We start from the raw sequence: 18,116 nt of genomic DNA on the forward strand, positions 1-18,116 counted from the left end.
GATAGGTTAGGAAGAACGCATAACAACGATGGCGATGAAAAAGTTGCTCATAGCGTCGCTGCTGTTTGGCAGCGCCACCGTATACGGTGCAGACGGGTTCGTGGTGAAAGATATTCATTTCGAAGGCCTGCAGCGGGTCGCCGTCGGTGCGGCGTTACTCAACATGCCGGTTCGCGTAGGCGATACCGTCACTGACGATGACATCAGTAATACCATTCGTGCCTTGTTTGCCACCGGCAACTTCGAGGACGTGCGCGTACTGCGCGATGGTAATACGTTGATCGTACAGGTTAAGGAACGTCCTACCATTGCCAGCATCACTTTCTCCGGCAACAAGTCGGTGAAGGATGACATGCTCAAGCAAAACCTGGAAGCCTCCGGCGTCCGGGTTGGCGAAGCGCTCGACCGCACCACGATTTCCAGTATTGAAAAAGGCCTGGAAGACTTCTACTACAGCGTCGGCAAGTACAGCGCCTCGGTGAAAGCCGTGGTGACGCCGTTGCCGCGCAACCGTGTTGACCTGAAGCTGGTGTTCACGGAAGGGGTTTCCGCAAAAATTCAACAGATCAACATCGTCGGCAACCATGCCTTCACCAACGATGAACTGATTTCACGCTTCCAACTGCGTGATGAGGTGCCATGGTGGAACGTGGTTGGCGATCGTAAATACCAGAAGCAGAAACTGGCGGGCGATCTTGAAACCCTGCGCAGCTTCTATCTGGATCGCGGTTACGCGCGCTTCAACATTGATTCGACGCAGGTCAGTCTGACGCCGGACAAGAAAGGCATCTACATCACCATCAACATCACTGAAGGCGATCAGTACAAGCTTTCTGACGTGGTGGTGAACGGCAACCTGGCCGGCCATTCGGCCGAAGTCGCCCAGTTGACCAAGATTGAGCCGGGCGAACTGTACAACGGCAGCAAAGTGACCAAAATGGAAGACAACATCAAGAAGATGTTGGGCCGTTATGGTTATGCCTACCCACGCGTACAGACTCAGCCGGAAATCAACGACGCGGATAAAACCGTCAAGCTGCACGTCAACATCGACGCGGGCAACCGCTTCTATGTGCGCCGCATCAAGTTCGAAGGCAACGACACCAGCAAAGATTCCGTACTGCGCCGTGAAATGCGTCAGATGGAAGGCTCATGGCTGGGCAATGACCAGGTTGAACAGGGCAAAGAGCGTCTGAACCGTCTGGGCTACTTCGAAACCGTGGACGTTGAGACGCAACGTGTGCCGGGCACTGCCGATCAGGTTGACGTCACCTACAAGGTGAAAGAGCGCAACACCGGTACGTTCAACTTCGGCGTAGGTTACGGTACGGAAAGCGGCGTCAGCTTCCAGGTTGGCGTTCAGCAGGACAACTGGCTGGGCACCGGTTACTCGGTGGGCGTCAGCGGCACCAAGAACGACTATCAGACCTATGCGGAACTGTCCGCCACCAACCCCTACTTCACCGTTGACGGTGTGAGCCTGGGCGGTCGTATCTTCTATAACGACTTTAAGGCCGACGACGCAGACCTGTCTGACTATACCAACAGCAGCTACGGCGTTGACGGTACGCTGGGCTTCCCAATCAACGAGAACAACTCGCTGCGCGCCGGCCTGGGCTATGTGCATAACAGCCTGTCCGACATGCAGCCGCAGATCGCCATGTGGCGTTATCTGAACTCGATGGGGCAGGATCCAAACACCATGGATCGCGCCAGCTACAAGGCGGATGACTTCACGCTGAACCTGGGCTGGACGTACAACAACCTTGACCGTGGTTATTTCCCGACCTCCGGTAACCGCACCACCCTGAATGGTAAAATCACCATTCCTGGCTCTGACAACGAATACTACAAAGTGACGTTGGACAGCGTACAGTACGTGCCGATCAACGACGATCGCACCTGGGTGCTGTTGGGCCGCGGTCGTCTGGGTTATGCCGACGGTCTGGGCGGTAAGGAAATGCCGTTCTATGAGAACTTCTATGCCGGCGGTTCCAGCTCCGTACGCGGCTTCCAGTCCAATACCATTGGTCCGAAAGCGGTGTACTACAATTCCAACTCCTACAGCTGCAGCAACGGCACCAAGCTGTGTGGCTCTGACGATGCAGTCGGCGGTAACGCCATGGCGGTCGCCAGCATGGAGTTGATTACGCCTACGCCGTTTATCAGCGAAAAATACGCTAACTCGGTACGTACCTCGCTGTTCGTCGATGCGGGTACCGTGTGGGATACCAACTGGGAGAAGAGCCAGACCGCTGGTTTCGATATTCCGGATTACAGCAAACCAGGCAACATTCGCGTATCTGCCGGTATTGCGCTGCAGTGGATGTCGCCGCTGGGGCCGTTGGTGTTCTCTTACGCCAACCCGCTTAAAGATTACGAAGGCGATAAATCCGAGCAGTTCCAGTTTAATATTGGTAAGACCTGGTAACGGTTTTACCTCTGTGTAAAACGTTGCTTAGAATCGCAATAGCCAGACTGTCAAAACGGCAGAGGGAGAAAAGTCTCATTGTTTCGTGAGATAAGTCTGGCAGATTGTGTATTTCACGTGTCGAATGACACAAACGGTGATGGTAAGGAGTTTATAGTGAAAAAGTGGTTGTGTGCCGCAGGCCTCGGTTTAGCAATGGCTGCTTCAGCGAGTGTTCAGGCTGCTGACAGTATTGCTGTCGTTAACGTTTCCAGCATTTTCCAACAGTTGCCAGCACGTGAGACCGTGGCGAAACAACTGGAAAACGAATTCAAAGGCCGTGCAAGTGAACTCCAGAACATGGAACGCAGCCTGCAGACTAAAATGCAGAAACTGCAGCGTGACGGCTCTACGATGAAGGCGAGCGAGCGCAGCAAGCTGGAAAAAGACGTGATGGCGCAGCGCGAGCAGTTCTCCAAGAAAGCCCAGTCTTTCGAGCAGGACAATCGCCGTCGTCAGATGGAAGAGCGTAACAAGATCCTGAGCCGTATTCAGGATGCAGTGAAAACTGTTGCCAGCAAAGAAGGTTATGACGTGGTGATCGATGCCAACGCCGTAGCTTACGCAGGTTCTTCCAAAGACATCACTGCTGACGTGCTGAAACAGGTTAAATAACACATGCCTTCAATTCGACTGGCTGATTTAGCGCAGCAGTTGGATGCACAATTGCACGGTGATGGCGATCTCGTCATCACCGGCATTGCTTCTATGCATTCCGCACAAACTGGCCAAATTACGTTTTTGTCAAACAGCCGCTATCAACAGCAGCTGTCTTCCTGTCAGGCCAGCGCCGTAGTGCTGACCGAAGCAGATTTGCCACACTGCCGCAGCGCGGCGCTGGTGGTAAAGAATCCCTACCTGACCTACGCGCGCATGGCGCAACTGATGGACACCACGCCGGCACCGGCTCAGGATATCGCGCCGAGCGCGGTCATTTCCCCTGAGGCGCAGCTTGGACAGAACGTGGCCGTCGGTGCGAATGCGGTGATCGAGTCAGGCGCTGTGCTCGGCGATAACGTGGTTATCGGCCCGGGCTGTTTTATCGGCAAGAATGCTCGTCTGGGCGCCGGTACGCGCTTATGGGCGAACGTCACCGTGTATCATGAAGTTGAAATCGGTCAACGCTGCCTGATTCAGTCGGGGACGGTGATCGGCGCAGACGGTTTCGGCTACGCCAACGAACGCGGCAACTGGGTGAAGATTCCCCAACTGGGCACGGTCATCATCGGCGATCGCGTCGAGATTGGCGCCTGTACCACCATTGACCGCGGTGCGCTGGATAACACTCTGATCGGAAATGGTGTTATCATCGACAACCAATGCCAAATTGCGCATAACGTGGTGATTGGCGAAAATACCGCCGTTGCCGGTGGCGTCATCATGGCTGGCAGTCTGAAAATAGGCCGCTATTGCCAGATCGGCGGCGCCAGTGTGATCAATGGTCACATGGAGATTGCCGATCAGGTGGTGGTCACGGGAATGGGAATGGTTATGCGACCAATCACCGAACCTGGGGTATACTCTTCGGGTATTCCGTTACAACCCAACAAAGCCTGGCGTAAAACCGCCGCGTTGGTGATGAATATCGATGAGATCAGCAAGCGTTTGAAAGCTGTCGAACGAAAAGTCGGTAAAAACGACGATTCCCAATAAGCTTGCCCGTTGCATCACGGTGTATTCAGTCCCAAAATGAAATACTGCAGGCAATATCGTGCACGTATAGGGAAACGAAGTGCAAAATAAAGATGCAGCATGCAGGATGATGGGTATAATCACCGCCGCCCGCCTAACTGGGTAGAAAAACGAAACGCGTTAGCCGCTCGCGGCTAAAAGCGCAAAGTGTTGTGAATTTGCGGCCTGCCTGATGATCTCCTTTTTGGGGTCAACGCAGGCCGTGTTGTTGATGCCATCAGTTTTTAGAGACAGGAAGAGTATTTTGACTACTGACACTCATACTCTAGATATTGCAGAAATTTTGGAACTGCTCCCTCATCGTTACCCATTCTTGCTGGTTGACCGTGTACTTGAGTTTGAAGAGCATAAATATCTGCGTGCGGTAAAAAACGTTTCCGTTAACGAGCCGTTTTTCCAGGGCCACTTCCCTGGCAAACCGATTTTCCCAGGCGTATTGATCCTGGAAGCCATGGCGCAGGCCACCGGTATTCTGGCGTTTAAAAGCGTCGGCAAGCTGGAGCCGGGCGAGCTGTACTATTTTGCCGGTATCGACGAAGCGCGCTTCAAGCGCCCGGTCGTGCCTGGTGACCAGATGATTATGGAAGTCACTTTCGAGAAAACTCGTCGTGGCCTGACGCGCTTTAAAGGCGTGGCGACCGTCGACGGTAAAATTGTCTGCGAAGCAACCATGATGTGTGCCCGCAGCCGGGAGGCATAATCCGTGATAGACCAAACCGCCTTTATCCACCCAAGCGCAATTGTTGAAGACGGTGCCGTTGTCGGCGCCGGAGCGCACATTGGCCCATTCTGTTACGTCGGCTCCCAGGTGGAAATCGGCGAAGGCACGGTGCTTAAATCTCACGTAGTGGTCAATGGCATTACCAAAATTGGCCGCGAAAACCAGATTTATCAGTTCGCCTCCATCGGTGAAGTGAACCAGGATCTGAAATATGCGGGTGAGCCGACGCGCGTTGAAATCGGCGATCGCAACCGCATTCGCGAGAGCGTGACCATTCACCGCGGTACGGCGCAGGGCACCAACGTGACCAAAGTCGGCAACGATAACCTGCTGATGGTTAATGTGCACGTTGCTCACGACTGCGTAGTGGGTAATTCCTGCATACTTGCCAACAATGCAACGTTGGCGGGCCATGTGGAGATCGACGATCATGCGATCATCGGCGGTATGACGGCTATTCACCAGTTCTGCATTATCGGCGCGCACGTCATGGTTGGCGGCTGCTCCGGCGTCGCGCAGGATGTGCCGCCTTTTGTTATCGCGCAGGGCAACCATGCAACGCCGTTCGGCGTGAATGCCGTTGGCCTGAAACGTCGTGGCTTTGATAAGGATGAAATGCAGGCGATCCGTAACGCTTACAAGATCCTGTATCGCAGCGAAAAAACGCTGGACGAAGCCAAGACGGAAATTGAAGCGTTGGCGCAACAGCAGCCGGTGGCTCAGCAGTTCCTCGATTTCTTTGCGCGCTCCACCCGCGGCATTATTCGCTGATTTATGTCAACGCGTCCATTGACTATCGGACTGGTCGCCGGTGAGACCTCCGGCGATATTCTTGGCGCCGGATTGATTCGTGCGCTGAAGGCCAAGCATCCGGATGCGCGCTTTGTCGGCGTCGCCGGCCCGCTGATGCAGGCCGAGGGATGCGAAGCCTGGTATGAAATGGAGGAGTTGGCGGTGATGGGCGTGGTGGAAGTGCTGGAGCGCTTGCCCCGTCTGCTGAAGATTCGTAAGGATCTGACCCGCCGCTTCAGCGAACTGGCGCCTGACGTGTTTGTCGGTATTGACGCGCCAGACTTCAATATCACGCTGGAAGGCCGCCTGAAACAGCGCGGCATTCGCACTATTCACTATGTCAGCCCGTCCGTCTGGGCCTGGCGTCAAAAGCGCGTTTTCAAAATCGGCAAAGCGACCGACCTGGTGTTGGCGTTCCTCCCTTTTGAAAAAGCGTTTTACGATCGTTTCAGCGTTCCCTGCCGTTTTATTGGCCATACCATGGCCGATGCGATGCCGCTGCAGCCGGATAAGCTGGCCGCGCGCGCCGCATTGGGCATTGCGCCTGACGCACGCTGCCTGGCGTTGCTGCCCGGCAGCCGTGGCGCGGAAGTAGAGATGCTGAGCGCCGATTTCCTGCAGACCGCGCAGTTGTTACGCACCCGCTATCCGGACCTCGAAGTGGTGGTGCCGCTGGTCAATGCCAAGCGGCGCGAACAGTTTGAGCGTATCAAGGCGCAGGTGGCACCGGACTTGCCCGCCCATCTGCTGGACGGCAAAGGGCGCGAGGCGATGATCGCCAGCGATGCGGCGCTGCTGGCTTCCGGCACTGCCGCGCTGGAGTGCATGCTGGCCAAGTGTCCGATGGTGGTGGGCTATCGTATGAAGCCATTCACCTTCTGGCTGGCGCAGCGGCTGGTGAAAACACCGTACGTTTCGCTGCCGAACCTGCTGGCCGGGCGTGAAATCGTTACCGAGCTACTGCAGCATGACTGCGTGCCGGACAAACTGGCCGCGGCGCTGTTGCCGCTGCTGGAAGAGAGTCCGCAGGCGGAACAGTTGAAACAGACTTTCCTTGAACTGCATCAGAGCATCCGCTGCGATGCCGATGAACAGGCCGCTCAGGCTGTGTTGGAGCTGGCAAAAAAATGACTGAAGCCTTTATCTACCCCGATGCCCGGCTGATCGCCGGCGTGGACGAAGTCGGGCGCGGCCCGCTGGTCGGCGCGGTGGTTACTGCGGCGGTGATCCTTGATCCGGCGCAACCGATCGTCGGCCTGGCCGATTCGAAAAAGCTCAGCGAAAAGCGCCGACTGGCGCTGTATGATGAGATCCTCGCCAAGGCGCTCTCCTGGAGCCTGGGGCGTGCCGAGCCGGAAGAGATCGACCGCCTGAATATTCTGCATGCCACGATGCTGGCGATGCAGCGGGCGGTGGCCGGGTTGCATATTGCACCGGATATGGTTTTAATCGACGGTAACCGCTGCCCGGCATTGCCGATGCGTGCGCAGGCGGTGGTGAAGGGCGACAGCCGCGTGGCGGAAATCAGCGCGGCGTCGATTCTGGCGAAGGTGACGCGCGACCGGGAAATGACCGATCTGGATCGTGCTTTTCCGGAATATGGCTTTGCACAGCATAAAGGCTATCCGACTGCTTTCCATCTGGAGCGGCTGGCCGCGCTGGGCGCCACCGAACATCATCGTCGCAGCTTTGCCCCGGTAAGACGGGCGCTGGAGCTGTAATCTGCAGGCCGAATCTGGCCTGACAATACGCTGGAGTTAACCCGGGTTCAGCCTGCTGAGCCCCTCATTTTGGTATCTGGATATGGCCGAACCTCGTTTTATTCACCTGCGCGTTCACAGCGACTACTCCATGATAGATGGACTCGCCAAGACCGGTCCGTTGGTGAAGAGGGCCGCGGCGCTTGGCATGCCGGCGCTGGCCATCACCGACTTTACCAACCTGTGCGGCCTGGTGAAGTTTTACGGCACGGCGCACGGCGCCGGGGTGAAGCCGATCATCGGTGCGGATTTCCACGTGCAGAGCGAAGTGCTGGGCGATGAACTGGCCGAGCTGACCGTGCTGGCGGCGAACAACGCCGGTTATCAAAACCTGACGCTGTTGATTTCCCGTGCTTACCAGCGGGGCTACGGCGCGGCAGGCCCGATTATCGATCGTGACTGGCTGATCGAACACCGTGAAGGGCTGATTCTGCTGTCTGGCGCGCGGATGGGTGATGTGGGCAAGTTTATGCTGCGCGGCAACCAGGCGCAGGTCGAGCAGTGCCTGGCGTTTTACCAGCAGTATTTCCCCGACAGTTACTACCTGGAGCTGATCCGCACCGGACGTCCGGATGAGGAAAACTACCTGCACGCGGCGGTTGCGCTGGCAGCCGAACGCGGCCTGCCGGTGGTGGCCACCAACGACGTGCGTTTCCTGGTGGAAGACGATTTTGACGCGCATGAAATTCGCGTCGCTATTCATGACGGCTTTACCCTCGACGATCCCAAACGTCCGCGTAACTACAGCGTGCAGCAGTATATGCGCAGCGAAGATGAGATGTGCGAACTGTTTGCCGATATTCCCGAAGCGCTGATCAACAGTGTTGAAATCGCCAAGCGCTGCAACGTTACTATCCGTCTGGGCGAGTATTTCCTGCCGCAGTTCCCGACCGGTGAGATGACCACCGAAGACTTCCTGGTCACCAAGTCGAAAGAGGGGCTGGAAGAGCGCCTCGAGTTTCTGTACCCGGATCCGGAGGTTCGCGCCCAGCGGCGCCCTGAGTATGACGAGCGTCTGGATATCGAGCTGAAAGTGATCAACCAGATGGGCTTCCCCGGTTACTTCCTGATCGTGATGGAGTTTATCCAGTGGTCGAAGGATAACGATGTACCGGTAGGGCCGGGACGTGGTTCCGGTGCCGGCTCACTGGTGGCCTACGCGCTGAAAATCACCGATCTGGATCCGCTGGAGTTCGACCTGCTGTTCGAACGTTTCCTTAACCCGGAACGTGTCTCGATGCCCGACTTTGACGTCGACTTCTGCATGGAAAAACGCGACCTGGTGATCGAGCACGTGGCGGACATGTACGGCCGCGAGGCGGTATCGCAGATTATCACCTTCGGCACCATGGCGGCGAAAGCGGTAATCCGCGACGTGGGCCGCGTGCTTGGGCATCCGTACGGCTTCGTTGACCGTATCTCCAAGCTGGTGCCGCCCGACCCGGGCATGACGCTGGAGAAAGCGTTTGCCGCCGAGCCGCAGCTGCCGGAAATCTACGAGGCGGACGAAGAGGTCAAAGCGCTGATCGATATGGCGCGCAAGCTGGAAGGCGTCACCCGTAACGCCGGTAAACACGCCGGGGGCGTGGTGATCGCGCCGACCAAGATTACCGACTTCGCGCCGCTGTACTGCGACGCCGAAGGGCATCACCCGGTGACCCAGTTCGACAAGAACGATGTGGAATACGCCGGGTTGGTGAAGTTCGACTTCCTGGGGCTACGTACCCTGACCATCATCGACTGGGCGCTGGAGATGATCAACGCCCGGCGAGCCAAGAGCGGCGAAGCGCCGATTGATATCACGGCGATCCCGCTCGGCGACAAGAAAAGTTTTGACATGCTGCAGCGCTCGGAAACCACGGCGGTGTTCCAGCTTGAATCGCGCGGCATGAAAGACCTGATCAAACGCCTGAAGCCCGACTGTTTCGAAGATATGATCGCACTGGTGGCGCTGTTCCGTCCGGGGCCGCTGCAGTCCGGCATGGTGGATAACTTTATCGACCGTAAACATGGCCGTGAAGAGATCTCCTACCCGGATATCCAGTGGCAGCATGAGTCGCTCAAGCCGGTGCTGGAACCGACTTACGGCATTATCCTGTATCAGGAACAGGTGATGCAGATTGCCCAGGTGCTGGCCGGCTATACGCTGGGCGGTGCGGATATGCTGCGTCGTGCAATGGGTAAGAAAAAGCCGGAAGAGATGGCGAAACAGCGCTCGGTATTTGAAGAGGGCGCGAAGAGCATCGGCGTCGACGGCGAACTGTCGATGAAAATCTTTGACCTGGTGGAGAAATTCGCCGGTTATGGCTTTAACAAATCCCACTCCGCCGCCTATGCGCTGGTATCCTACCAGACGCTGTGGCTGAAGGCGCACTACCCGGCCGAGTTTATGGCGGCGGTAATGACTGCCGATATGGACAATACCGACAAGGTGGTCGGCCTGGTGGACGAATGCTGGCGTATGGGGCTGAAGATCCTGCCGCCGGACATCAACAGCGGCCTGTATCACTTCCACGTCAATGACGACGGTGAGATTGTTTACGGCATTGGCGCGATTAAAGGTGTGGGTGAAGGGCCGATTGAGGCTATTCTTGAAGCACGTAACAGTGGCGAGCAGGGCTATTTTAAAGATCTGTTTGACCTGTGCGCGCGCTCGGATATCAAAAAGCTTAACCGGCGTATTCTGGAAAAGCTGATTATGTCCGGCGCATTCGACCGGCTGGGGCCGCACCGCGCCGCGCTGATGAACTCGCTGCCTGATGCATTGAAAGCGGCGGATCAGCATGCCAAGGCCGAGGCTATCGGCCAGGTGGATATGTTTGGCGTACTGGCGGAAGCGCCGGAACAGGTGGAGCAATCTTACGCCAACGTGGCGCCGTGGCAGGAGCAGGTGGTGCTGGACGGTGAGCGGGAAACGCTGGGGCTGTATCTGACCGGCCACCCGATTACCCAGTATCTGAAGGAGATCGAACGTTACGCCGGCGGCATGCGTTTGAAAGATATGCACCCGACGGACCGGGGCAAGATGACCACCGCCGTCGGGCTGGTGGTCGCCGCGCGCGTAATGGTTACCAAACGCGGCAATCGCATCGGTATTTGTACCCTGGATGACCGTTCCGGCCGTCTTGAGGTGATGCTATTTACCGACGCGTTAGAAAAATACCAGCATTTGTTGGAAAAAGACCGTATCCTGATTGCCAGTGGACAGGTCAGCTTTGATGACTTTAGCGGCGGGCTTAAAATGACCGCCCGTGAACTCATGGACATCAGTGAAGCCCGGGAAAAATACGCTCGCGGGCTTGCTATCTCGCTGACGGACAGGCAAATTGATGACCAGCTTTTGAACCGTCTCCGCCAGTCGTTGGAACCGCATCGATCGGGGACGATTCCAGTGCATCTGTACTATCAACGGATCGACGCTCGCGCCAAGCTGCGTTTTGGCGCAACCTGGCGAGTGACGCCCACGGACCGCTTGTTGATAGACTTACGGACTTTGGTAGGTAATGAGCAGGTGGAACTGGAATTTGACTAATATAGGAATGCTATGAGTCTGAATTTTCTTGATTTTGAACAGCCGATTGCAGAGCTGGAAGCGAAAATTGACTCGCTGACTGCCGTCAGCCGTCAAGACGAAAAATTAGATATTAATCTGGACGAAGAGGTTCAGCGCCTGCGTGAGAAGAGCGTTGAGCTGACGCGCAAGATTTTTTCCGATCTTGGGGCCTGGCAAGTTGCTCAACTGGCACGCCACCCGCGCCGTCCTTATACCCTGGATTATATCGAACATATCTTTACCGATTTCGAAGAGCTGGCAGGCGACCGCGCCTATGCTGATGATAAAGCCATCGTCGGCGGCATCGCGCGTCTGGAAGGCCGTCCGGTGATGATTATCGGCCACCAGAAAGGCCGTGAGACGAAGGAAAAAATTCGTCGCAACTTCGGAATGCCGGCGCCGGAAGGCTACCGTAAGGCGCTGCGCCTGATGGAAACGGCCTCGCGCTTTAACATGCCGATCATCACCTTTATCGATACTCCTGGCGCCTATCCGGGCGTGGGCGCGGAAGAACGCGGCCAGTCGGAAGCCATTGCCCGCAACCTGCGTGAGATGTCGCGTCTCAACGTGCCGGTGATCTGTACGGTCATCGGCGAAGGCGGCTCCGGCGGCGCGCTGGCTATCGGCGTGGGCGACAAAGTGAATATGCTGCAGTACAGCACCTATTCGGTGATCTCGCCGGAAGGCTGCGCTTCTATTCTGTGGAAGAGTGCGGACAAAGCGCCGATTGCCGCTGAGGCGATGGGCATCACCGCGCCGCGTCTGAAAGAGCTGCAGCTGATCGACTCGGTTATCCCGGAGCCGCTGGGCGGCGCTCATCGCGATGTTCCGGCGATTGCCGAATCGCTGAAGGCGCAGCTGCTGGCGGACCTGACCGATCTGGATGGCCTGAATAAAGAAGAGCTGCTTAACCGCCGCTATCAGCGCCTGATGAACTACGGCTACTGCTGATCCGATTGCCGACAAAAAACCGCCCGTGGGCGGTTTTTTTATGCCTGTGATTTACCGCACCGGCTTCAGGCACGGCGTTTTCAGCCGTTTCCCCGTTGACGTTGGTTATGGCGGCCGATATGTTGCCAACGATCTGGATATAAGGAGAAAACCATGCTGGCACTACGTCAGGTGCACCATATTGCGATTATCGCGTCCGATTATGCCGCCAGTAAACGTTTTTACTGTGATATTCTCGGCTTCACGCTGCAGGAGGAGTACTATCGCGAAGCGCGTGACTCCTGGAAGGGCGATCTGTCATTGAACGGCCAGTATGTGATTGAGCTGTTTTCTTTTCCGTCGCCGCCGGCGCGGGTCAGCCGTCCTGAAGCCTGCGGCCTGCGTCATCTGGCGTTCAGCGTTGCGGATATTGAACAGGCGGTGGCGCAACTGCAGGCGGCCGGGGTGACGTGTGAACCGGTGCGGGTTGACCCTTATACCGAGTCGCGGTTCACATTCTTCAGCGATCCGGATGGCTTGCCGCTAGAATTATATGAACAATGAATGCTTAATCGGCGCGTAATGGCTCAGGTTGCAGGCTGAATATGCTATTATCGCGCGCCTGCCTTGGGTTCTCTTTGAGTTATTTCCGCCATGCAACAGCCTGTTTTTCGCGTCGGAGAGTGGCTGGTTACGCCGGCTGACAACCAAATCAGCCGTGACGGGCGTCAGAAGACGCTGGAGCCACGTTTAATCGATATGCTGTTCTATTTCGCCCGGCACCCGGATGTGGTGCTGAGTCGGGATGAACTGATCGAGAATGTCTGGAAACGTAATATCGTCACCAATCATGTGGTGACGCAAAGCATTTCTGAACTGCGTAAATACCTGAAAGACGGTGATGAGCAGAGTCCGGAATATATCATCACGGTGCCCAAACGCGGCTATAAGCTGGCGGCGCCGGTGATATGGTGCCGCGAAGCGGAAGAGACGCCGGCAGCGCTGCCTCAGGTGGCAGTGATCATGCATGAGCCGGAAGATGGCGATGACGAAGAGGACGCGCCGGTCTATGTGCCGCCGCGTCCGACGACACCTACTGCGCCTAAGAACGGCGGCAAGCGATTTTATCAGCGTTCGCCTTTCTGGGTATGGCTGTGCTTCCTGACGGCGCTCAGCGCCTGCGTGGCGTTTGTCGGCGTAGCCACGCTATCGTCGCGCGTGCCGGTCGCTACTATGCCGATGCTGCTCAACCCGCGCGATATCGATATCCGCATTCAGGGCGGCAACAGCTGCAGCAACTGGATGCCGCAGCTCTCCTATGTGGTGGGCATCAGCGAACTGATTGCCGATTCGCTCAACACCTATTCCACCTTTCTGGTACATGACCAGACCAACTATAATTACGCGGGGCCGAGCAGCTCCGGCAAGTCGCTGACCATCGAGTTCGTCAACCAGCGGCACTATCGTGCCCAGCAATGCTTCCTGTCCGTACGGCTGGTGGACAACGCTGACAGTTCCATCATGCTGGATAAGCGCTATTTTCTCACCAAGGATAACCAGCGCACGATCCTGCTGGATCTGTTGAGCAATATGTCCGCCGTGCTGAAGCAGCCGTGGCCGCCGCAGCTGGAGACGCGCCTGGATAAGCTGTTGCCGAAGCAGGGGCCGGCCCTGCAACAGTTTTATCAGGCGCACCAGCTGTTGATTCAGGGCGATATGGCGTCGCTGACGCGCGCCAGCGCGCTGCTGAGCGAACTGATGAAGAACTCGCCTGATTTCCTGTATATCGCCGCGGAAAAAACGCTGGTCGACTTATTGCGTAACTCTTACCAGCCGTTCGACGGCGAGCAGTTGGCTCAGCTGCAACGCGATATTCAGCGTTTAGCATCGGTGCCGGAATTACAGGACAGTCCGATTTTGCAGCAGATCTATACCGTAGAGGCGTTAGGGCAGGGGCGGATTGACGAGGCGCACCGGGCAATTAATAAAGCGATTGCTATGCAAATGTCATGGCTGAATTATGTCCTGCTGGGAAAAGTGTATGAAATGCAGGGGCAGAATCATTTGGCGGCTGATTCTTATATTACCGCGTTTAACTTACGGCCCGGTGAGAATACGCTGCACTGGATTCACAACGGCATATTTCAGACGCCGGTCAGTACCGTGGTGCCCTATCTGAATAACTACGCCAAGCAATAAATATTTATTACTGACCGCACCGCCAATGAGATGGGCGGTGCGGTTATTTTTTTGTTGGATGATATTTCTGTATTGTTAATTTTAGGTTGGTTTAATTTGCTGTTATTTGCGTTTATTTAACACACTCATGCTTTTAATGTTATGTTTTTATTGGGTGTTTATCTTTCCTTGATTCCTTGATGTGTTAATGAAAAAACTCAGCTTATCATTTGTATGATCATGAGCGTAATATCACTTTATCTTTAGGACTTTATTCTCTTGCCTGTTTAACATCCTGAGCATCAAGTCAGGTGGGCCTGTTCGTTATTCCCATTCTGACTTATAAAAAATAGCACTCAGGAGAAACTAACCATGGCTTCATCCAAGAAAATTGGGCTTATTGCCTGCACCGGCGTGGTTGCCGGTAATATGATGGGGAGCGGGATCGCTTTATTACCCGCGAACCTGGCCAGCCTCGGCGGTATTGCCATATGGGGATGGGTGATCTCTATTATTGGCGCCATGTCTTTAGCCTATGTATATGCCCGCCTCGCCACCAAAAACCCACAGGAAGGCGGCCCGATTGCCTACGCGGGGGAAATTTCTCCGGCGTTTGGCTTCCAAACCGGCGTGCTGTATTACCATGCCAACTGGATCGGTAACTTAGCCATCGGCATTACCGCCGTTTCTTATCTTTCTACTTTCTTCCCCGCCCTGAATAATCCCATTCCGGCAGGTATTGCCTGTATCGCCATTGTCTGGGTCTTTACCTTTGTGAATATGCTCGGCGGCACCTGGGTCAGCCGTCTGACCACCATGGGGCTGGTGCTGGTGCTGTTCCCGGTGATTGTGACCGCCATTGCCGGTTGGCACTGGTTTGACGTTGCCACCTATCACGCCAACTGGAACACCTCCGGCACCACTGACAGCCACGCGGTGATTAAAAGTATCCTGCTGTGCCTGTGGGCGTTTATCGGGGTGGAATCCGCCGCCGTCAGCACCGGCATGGTGAAAAACCCGAAACGTACCGTACCGCTGGCCACCATGCTGGGCACTGGCCTGGCCGGCATCGTCTACATCGCCGCAACGCAGGTGCTGAGTGGTATGTTCCCCGCCAGCCAAATGGCCGCCAGCGGCGCGCCGTTCGCCATCAGCGCCTCTGCCATTATGGGCAGTTGGGCCGCGCCGATGGTTTCTGCTTTCACCGCGTTTGCCTGTCTGACTTCATTGGGCTCGTGGATGATGCTGGTGGGCCAGGCCGGGGTGCGCGCCGCGCATGACGGTAACTTCCCGAAAGTGTACGGCGAGCTGGATAAAAACGGCATTCCTAAAAAAGGTCTGCTGCTGGCCAGCTGCAAAATGACCGCGCTGATGGTGCTGATCACCGTGATGAGCTCCAGCGGCGGCAAGGCGTCCGACCTGTTTGCCGAACTGACCGGTATCGCGGTGCTGTTGACTATGCTGCCTTACTTCTACTCCTGCGTAGATTTGATCCGCTTTGAAGGCGTTAACGTACGCAACCTGCTGAGCCTGATTGCTTCCGTCTGCGGCTGTGGCTTCTGTTTTATCGCCCTGATGGGTGCCAACTCCTTCGAACTGTCCGGCACCTTTATCGTCAGCCTGATCATCCTGATGTTCTACGCCCGGAAAATGAATACCCGTCAGGTCGCCAAGCAGGCGGCTATCGAAGATAACGCCGCAGCGAAAGCACATTAAGCCGCGACCGTTAACCCACTGATATTTATCCAGCCCTTTTCCCGCCGACCTGTCTGCCGTGACGGGAAGGGGCTGGCTTTGCCAGGAGATATAGTATGAACGTTATTGCCATCATGAATCACATGGGCGTCTACTTCAAAGAAGAGCCGATCCGTGAGCTGCACCAGGCGCTGGAAACGCTGGGCTTCCGCCTGGTTTACCCGAACGATCGCGCCGACCTGCTGAAGCTGATTGAAAACAACGCCCGCCTGTGCGGTGTCATCTTCGACTGGGACAAATACAACCTGGAGCTGTGTGAAGAAATCAGCCAGCTCAATGAATACATGCCGCTGTATGCCTTCGCTAACACCTATTCGACGCTGGATGTCAGCCTGAACGATCTGCGTATGCAGGTACGTTTCTTTGAGTATGCGTTAGGCGCTGCGCAGGATATCGCCGCCAAGATAAAACAGAACACCGATGAGTATATCGACCGCATTATGCCGCCGCTGACCAAGGCGCTGTTCAAATACGTACGTGAAGGGAAATATACCTTCTGTACGCCAGGCCATATGGGCGGCACCGCCTTCCAGAAAAGCCCGGTCGGTAGCCTGTTCTATGATTTCTTCGGGCCGAACACCATGAAGTCCGATATTTCGATTTCCGTCTCTGAGCTGGGTTCGCTGCTGGATCACTCCGGTCCGCATAAAGAGGCGGAAGAGTATATTTCCCGCGTCTTCAACGCCGAGCGCAGCTATATGGTGACCAACGGCACCTCAACGGCGAACAAAATCGTCGGTATGTACTCTGCGCCGGCGGGCAGCACGGTACTGATTGACCGTAACTGCCACAAATCGCTGACGCATCTGATGATGATGAGCGACATCACGCCAATTTATTTCCGTCCGACCCGTAATGCCTACGGTATTCTCGGCGGCATCCCGCAGAGTGAGTTCAGTCGCGCCACCATCGCCAAACGGGTGAAAGAAACGCCGAACGCCAGCTGGCCGGTGCATGCGGTGATCACCAACTCTACCTATGACGGCCTGCTGTACAACACCGACTTTATCAAGGACACGCTGGACGTGAAGTCGATTCACTTTGATTCCGCCTGGGTGCCTTACACCAACTTCCACCCGATTTATAAAGGCAAATGCGGGATGAGCGGCGACCGTGTGGAGGGCAAGGTGATTTATGAAACCCAGTCTACCCATAAACTGCTGGCGGCGTTTTCGCAGGCGTCGATGATTCATGTAAAAGGTGATATCAACGAAGAGACCTTCAACGAAGCCTACATGATGCATACCACCACCTCACCGCACTACGGTATCGTGGCCTCCACCGAAACCGCGGCGGCGATGATGAAAGGCAATGCCGGTAAGCGTCTGATCGACGGCTCCGTTGAACGTGCGATCAAGTTCCGTAAAGAAATCAAACGGCTGAAAGTCGAGTCCGACGGGTGGTTCTTTGACGTCTGGCAGCCTGAGCATATCGATGAGGCCGAATGCTGGCCGCTGCGCTCCGACAGCGCCTGGCACGGTTTCAAAAACATCGATAACGAGCATATGTACCTCGACCCGATCAAGGTCACCATCCTGACGCCGGGGATGAGTAAAGAGGGGGAGATGCAGCCGTTCGGTATTCCGGCCAGCATCGTGGCGAAATACCTGGATGAACACGGCATTATCGTTGAAAAAACCGGGCCGTATAACCTGTTGTTCCTGTTCAGCATCGGTATCGATAAAACCAAGGCGCTGAGCCTGCTGCGCGCCCTGACCGAATTCAAACGTGCGTTCGATCTGAACCTGCGGGTGAAAAACATGCTGCCGTCGCTGTATCAGGAAGCGCCCGAGTTTTATGAGGATATGCGCATTCAGGATCTGGCGCAGAATATTCACCGCCTGGTTGAGCAGCACAATCTGCCGGACCTGATGTACCGCGCCTTTGAAGTATTGCCAAGCATGGTGATGAACCCTTATCAGGCCTTCCAGAAAGAGCTGCACGGCGAGGTGGAAGAGGTGTATCTGGAGGAGATGATCGGTAAGGTGAACGCCAACATGATCCTGCCATACCCACCGGGCGTGCCGCTGGTAATGCCGGGTGAGATGCTGACCGAAGAGAGCCGCCCGGTTCTGGAGTTCCTGCAGATGCTGTGCGAAATCGGCGCGCATTACCCGGGCTTTGAAACCGATATCCATGGCGCTTACCGTCAGGCAGACGGACGGTACACCGTTAAGGTGCTGAAAAACGAAAAATAAGCGTAATCAGTCATCGGGAGGCGTTCGCGCCTCCCACTTTTTTGTCGGCTACCGACTGATGGGAGAC

Annotated in this window: 13 protein-coding genes; all 13 read left to right on the plus strand. The window is 55.9% G+C overall.

All coding sequences use genetic code 11. The features are described from left to right. Positions 1–28: 28 nt before the first annotated feature. The 13 genes from bamA to cadA all read left to right on the plus strand — a co-directional run bounded on the left by bamA (position 29) and on the right by cadA (position 18,049). On the plus strand, positions 29–2,431 hold the full coding sequence (gene bamA, locus FO014_RS15610) for an outer membrane protein assembly factor BamA (RefSeq protein ID WP_160030193.1): 2,403 nt from the start codon (positions 29–31) through the stop codon (positions 2,429–2,431). Between the two features lie 156 nt (positions 2,432–2,587). After that, positions 2,588–3,085: a molecular chaperone Skp gene (gene skp / locus FO014_RS15615; RefSeq protein WP_015673555.1), complete on the plus strand. Its 498-nt coding sequence runs from the start codon at positions 2,588–2,590 to the stop codon at positions 3,083–3,085. A gap of 3 nt (positions 3,086–3,088) precedes the next feature. Continuing rightward, positions 3,089–4,123, plus strand: a complete 1,035-nt coding sequence (gene lpxD / locus FO014_RS15620; protein ID WP_160030194.1) for a UDP-3-O-(3-hydroxymyristoyl)glucosamine N-acyltransferase — start codon at positions 3,089–3,091, stop codon at positions 4,121–4,123. Positions 4,124–4,406: 283 nt separating this feature from the next. Then, positions 4,407–4,862, plus strand: a complete 456-nt coding sequence (gene fabZ, locus FO014_RS15625; RefSeq protein WP_015673553.1) for a 3-hydroxyacyl-ACP dehydratase FabZ — start codon at positions 4,407–4,409, stop codon at positions 4,860–4,862. A 3-nt stretch (positions 4,863–4,865) separates the two neighbouring features. Then, a complete protein-coding gene (lpxA, locus tag FO014_RS15630; RefSeq protein WP_160030195.1) occupies positions 4,866–5,654 on the plus strand; it encodes an acyl-ACP--UDP-N-acetylglucosamine O-acyltransferase in 789 nt (262 codons plus the stop codon). Between the two features lie 3 nt (positions 5,655–5,657). Next, positions 5,658–6,806 (plus strand): lipid-A-disaccharide synthase, encoded by a 1,149-nt coding sequence (lpxB, locus tag FO014_RS15635; RefSeq protein WP_160030196.1) that lies wholly within the window; start codon positions 5,658–5,660, stop codon positions 6,804–6,806. Then, complete coding sequence (gene rnhB / locus FO014_RS15640; RefSeq protein ID WP_160030197.1) at positions 6,803–7,396, plus strand: ribonuclease HII; 594 nt, start codon at positions 6,803–6,805, stop codon at positions 7,394–7,396. Before lpxB ends, rnhB begins: the two co-directional genes overlap by 4 nt. Before the next feature lie 82 nt (positions 7,397–7,478). Continuing rightward, on the plus strand, positions 7,479–10,967 hold the full coding sequence (dnaE, locus tag FO014_RS15645; protein ID WP_160030198.1) for a DNA polymerase III subunit alpha: 3,489 nt from the start codon (positions 7,479–7,481) through the stop codon (positions 10,965–10,967). A 12-nt stretch (positions 10,968–10,979) separates the two neighbouring features. Beyond that, entirely contained in the window at positions 10,980–11,939 is a 960-nt protein-coding gene (accA, locus tag FO014_RS15650) for an acetyl-CoA carboxylase carboxyl transferase subunit alpha (RefSeq protein WP_160030199.1), read from the plus strand. A gap of 153 nt (positions 11,940–12,092) precedes the next feature. Continuing rightward, a complete protein-coding gene (locus FO014_RS15655; protein WP_160030200.1) occupies positions 12,093–12,482 on the plus strand; it encodes a VOC family protein in 390 nt (129 codons plus the stop codon). Positions 12,483–12,572: 90 nt separating this feature from the next. Then, positions 12,573–14,117, plus strand: a complete 1,545-nt coding sequence (gene cadC / locus FO014_RS15660; protein ID WP_160030201.1) for a lysine decarboxylation/transport transcriptional activator CadC — start codon at positions 12,573–12,575, stop codon at positions 14,115–14,117. Between the two features lie 351 nt (positions 14,118–14,468). Next, positions 14,469–15,812, plus strand: a complete 1,344-nt coding sequence (gene cadB, locus FO014_RS15665; RefSeq protein WP_160030202.1) for a cadaverine/lysine antiporter — start codon at positions 14,469–14,471, stop codon at positions 15,810–15,812. 95 nt (positions 15,813–15,907) lie between these two features. After that, positions 15,908–18,049 (plus strand): lysine decarboxylase CadA, encoded by a 2,142-nt coding sequence (cadA, locus tag FO014_RS15670; protein WP_160030203.1) that lies wholly within the window; start codon positions 15,908–15,910, stop codon positions 18,047–18,049. Positions 18,050–18,116: the final 67 nt, after the last annotated feature.

The organism is Serratia rhizosphaerae, assembly GCF_009817885.1.
In the GTDB taxonomy this organism is placed as follows: Bacteria; Pseudomonadota; Gammaproteobacteria; order Enterobacterales; family Enterobacteriaceae; genus Serratia_B; species Serratia_B rhizosphaerae.

Excerpts from the sequence above, each read along its gene's own strand:
- lpxB (WP_160030196.1), top strand. The coding sequence starts at position 5,658 with ATGTCAACGCGTCCATTGACTATCGGACTGGTCGCCGGTGAGACCTCC.
- accA (WP_160030199.1), top strand. The coding sequence starts at position 10,980 with ATGAGTCTGAATTTTCTTGATTTTGAACAGCCGATTGCAGAGCTGGAA.
- FO014_RS15655 (WP_160030200.1), top strand. The coding sequence starts at position 12,093 with ATGCTGGCACTACGTCAGGTGCACCATATTGCGATTATCGCGTCCGAT.
- cadC (WP_160030201.1), top strand. The coding sequence starts at position 12,573 with ATGCAACAGCCTGTTTTTCGCGTCGGAGAGTGGCTGGTTACGCCGGCT.
- dnaE (WP_160030198.1), top strand. The coding sequence starts at position 7,479 with ATGGCCGAACCTCGTTTTATTCACCTGCGCGTTCACAGCGACTACTCC.
- cadB (WP_160030202.1), top strand. The coding sequence starts at position 14,469 with ATGGCTTCATCCAAGAAAATTGGGCTTATTGCCTGCACCGGCGTGGTT.
- bamA (WP_160030193.1), top strand. The coding sequence starts at position 29 with ATGGCGATGAAAAAGTTGCTCATAGCGTCGCTGCTGTTTGGCAGCGCC.
- lpxD (WP_160030194.1), top strand. The coding sequence starts at position 3,089 with ATGCCTTCAATTCGACTGGCTGATTTAGCGCAGCAGTTGGATGCACAA.
- rnhB (WP_160030197.1), top strand. The coding sequence starts at position 6,803 with ATGACTGAAGCCTTTATCTACCCCGATGCCCGGCTGATCGCCGGCGTG.
- cadA (WP_160030203.1), top strand. The coding sequence starts at position 15,908 with ATGAACGTTATTGCCATCATGAATCACATGGGCGTCTACTTCAAAGAA.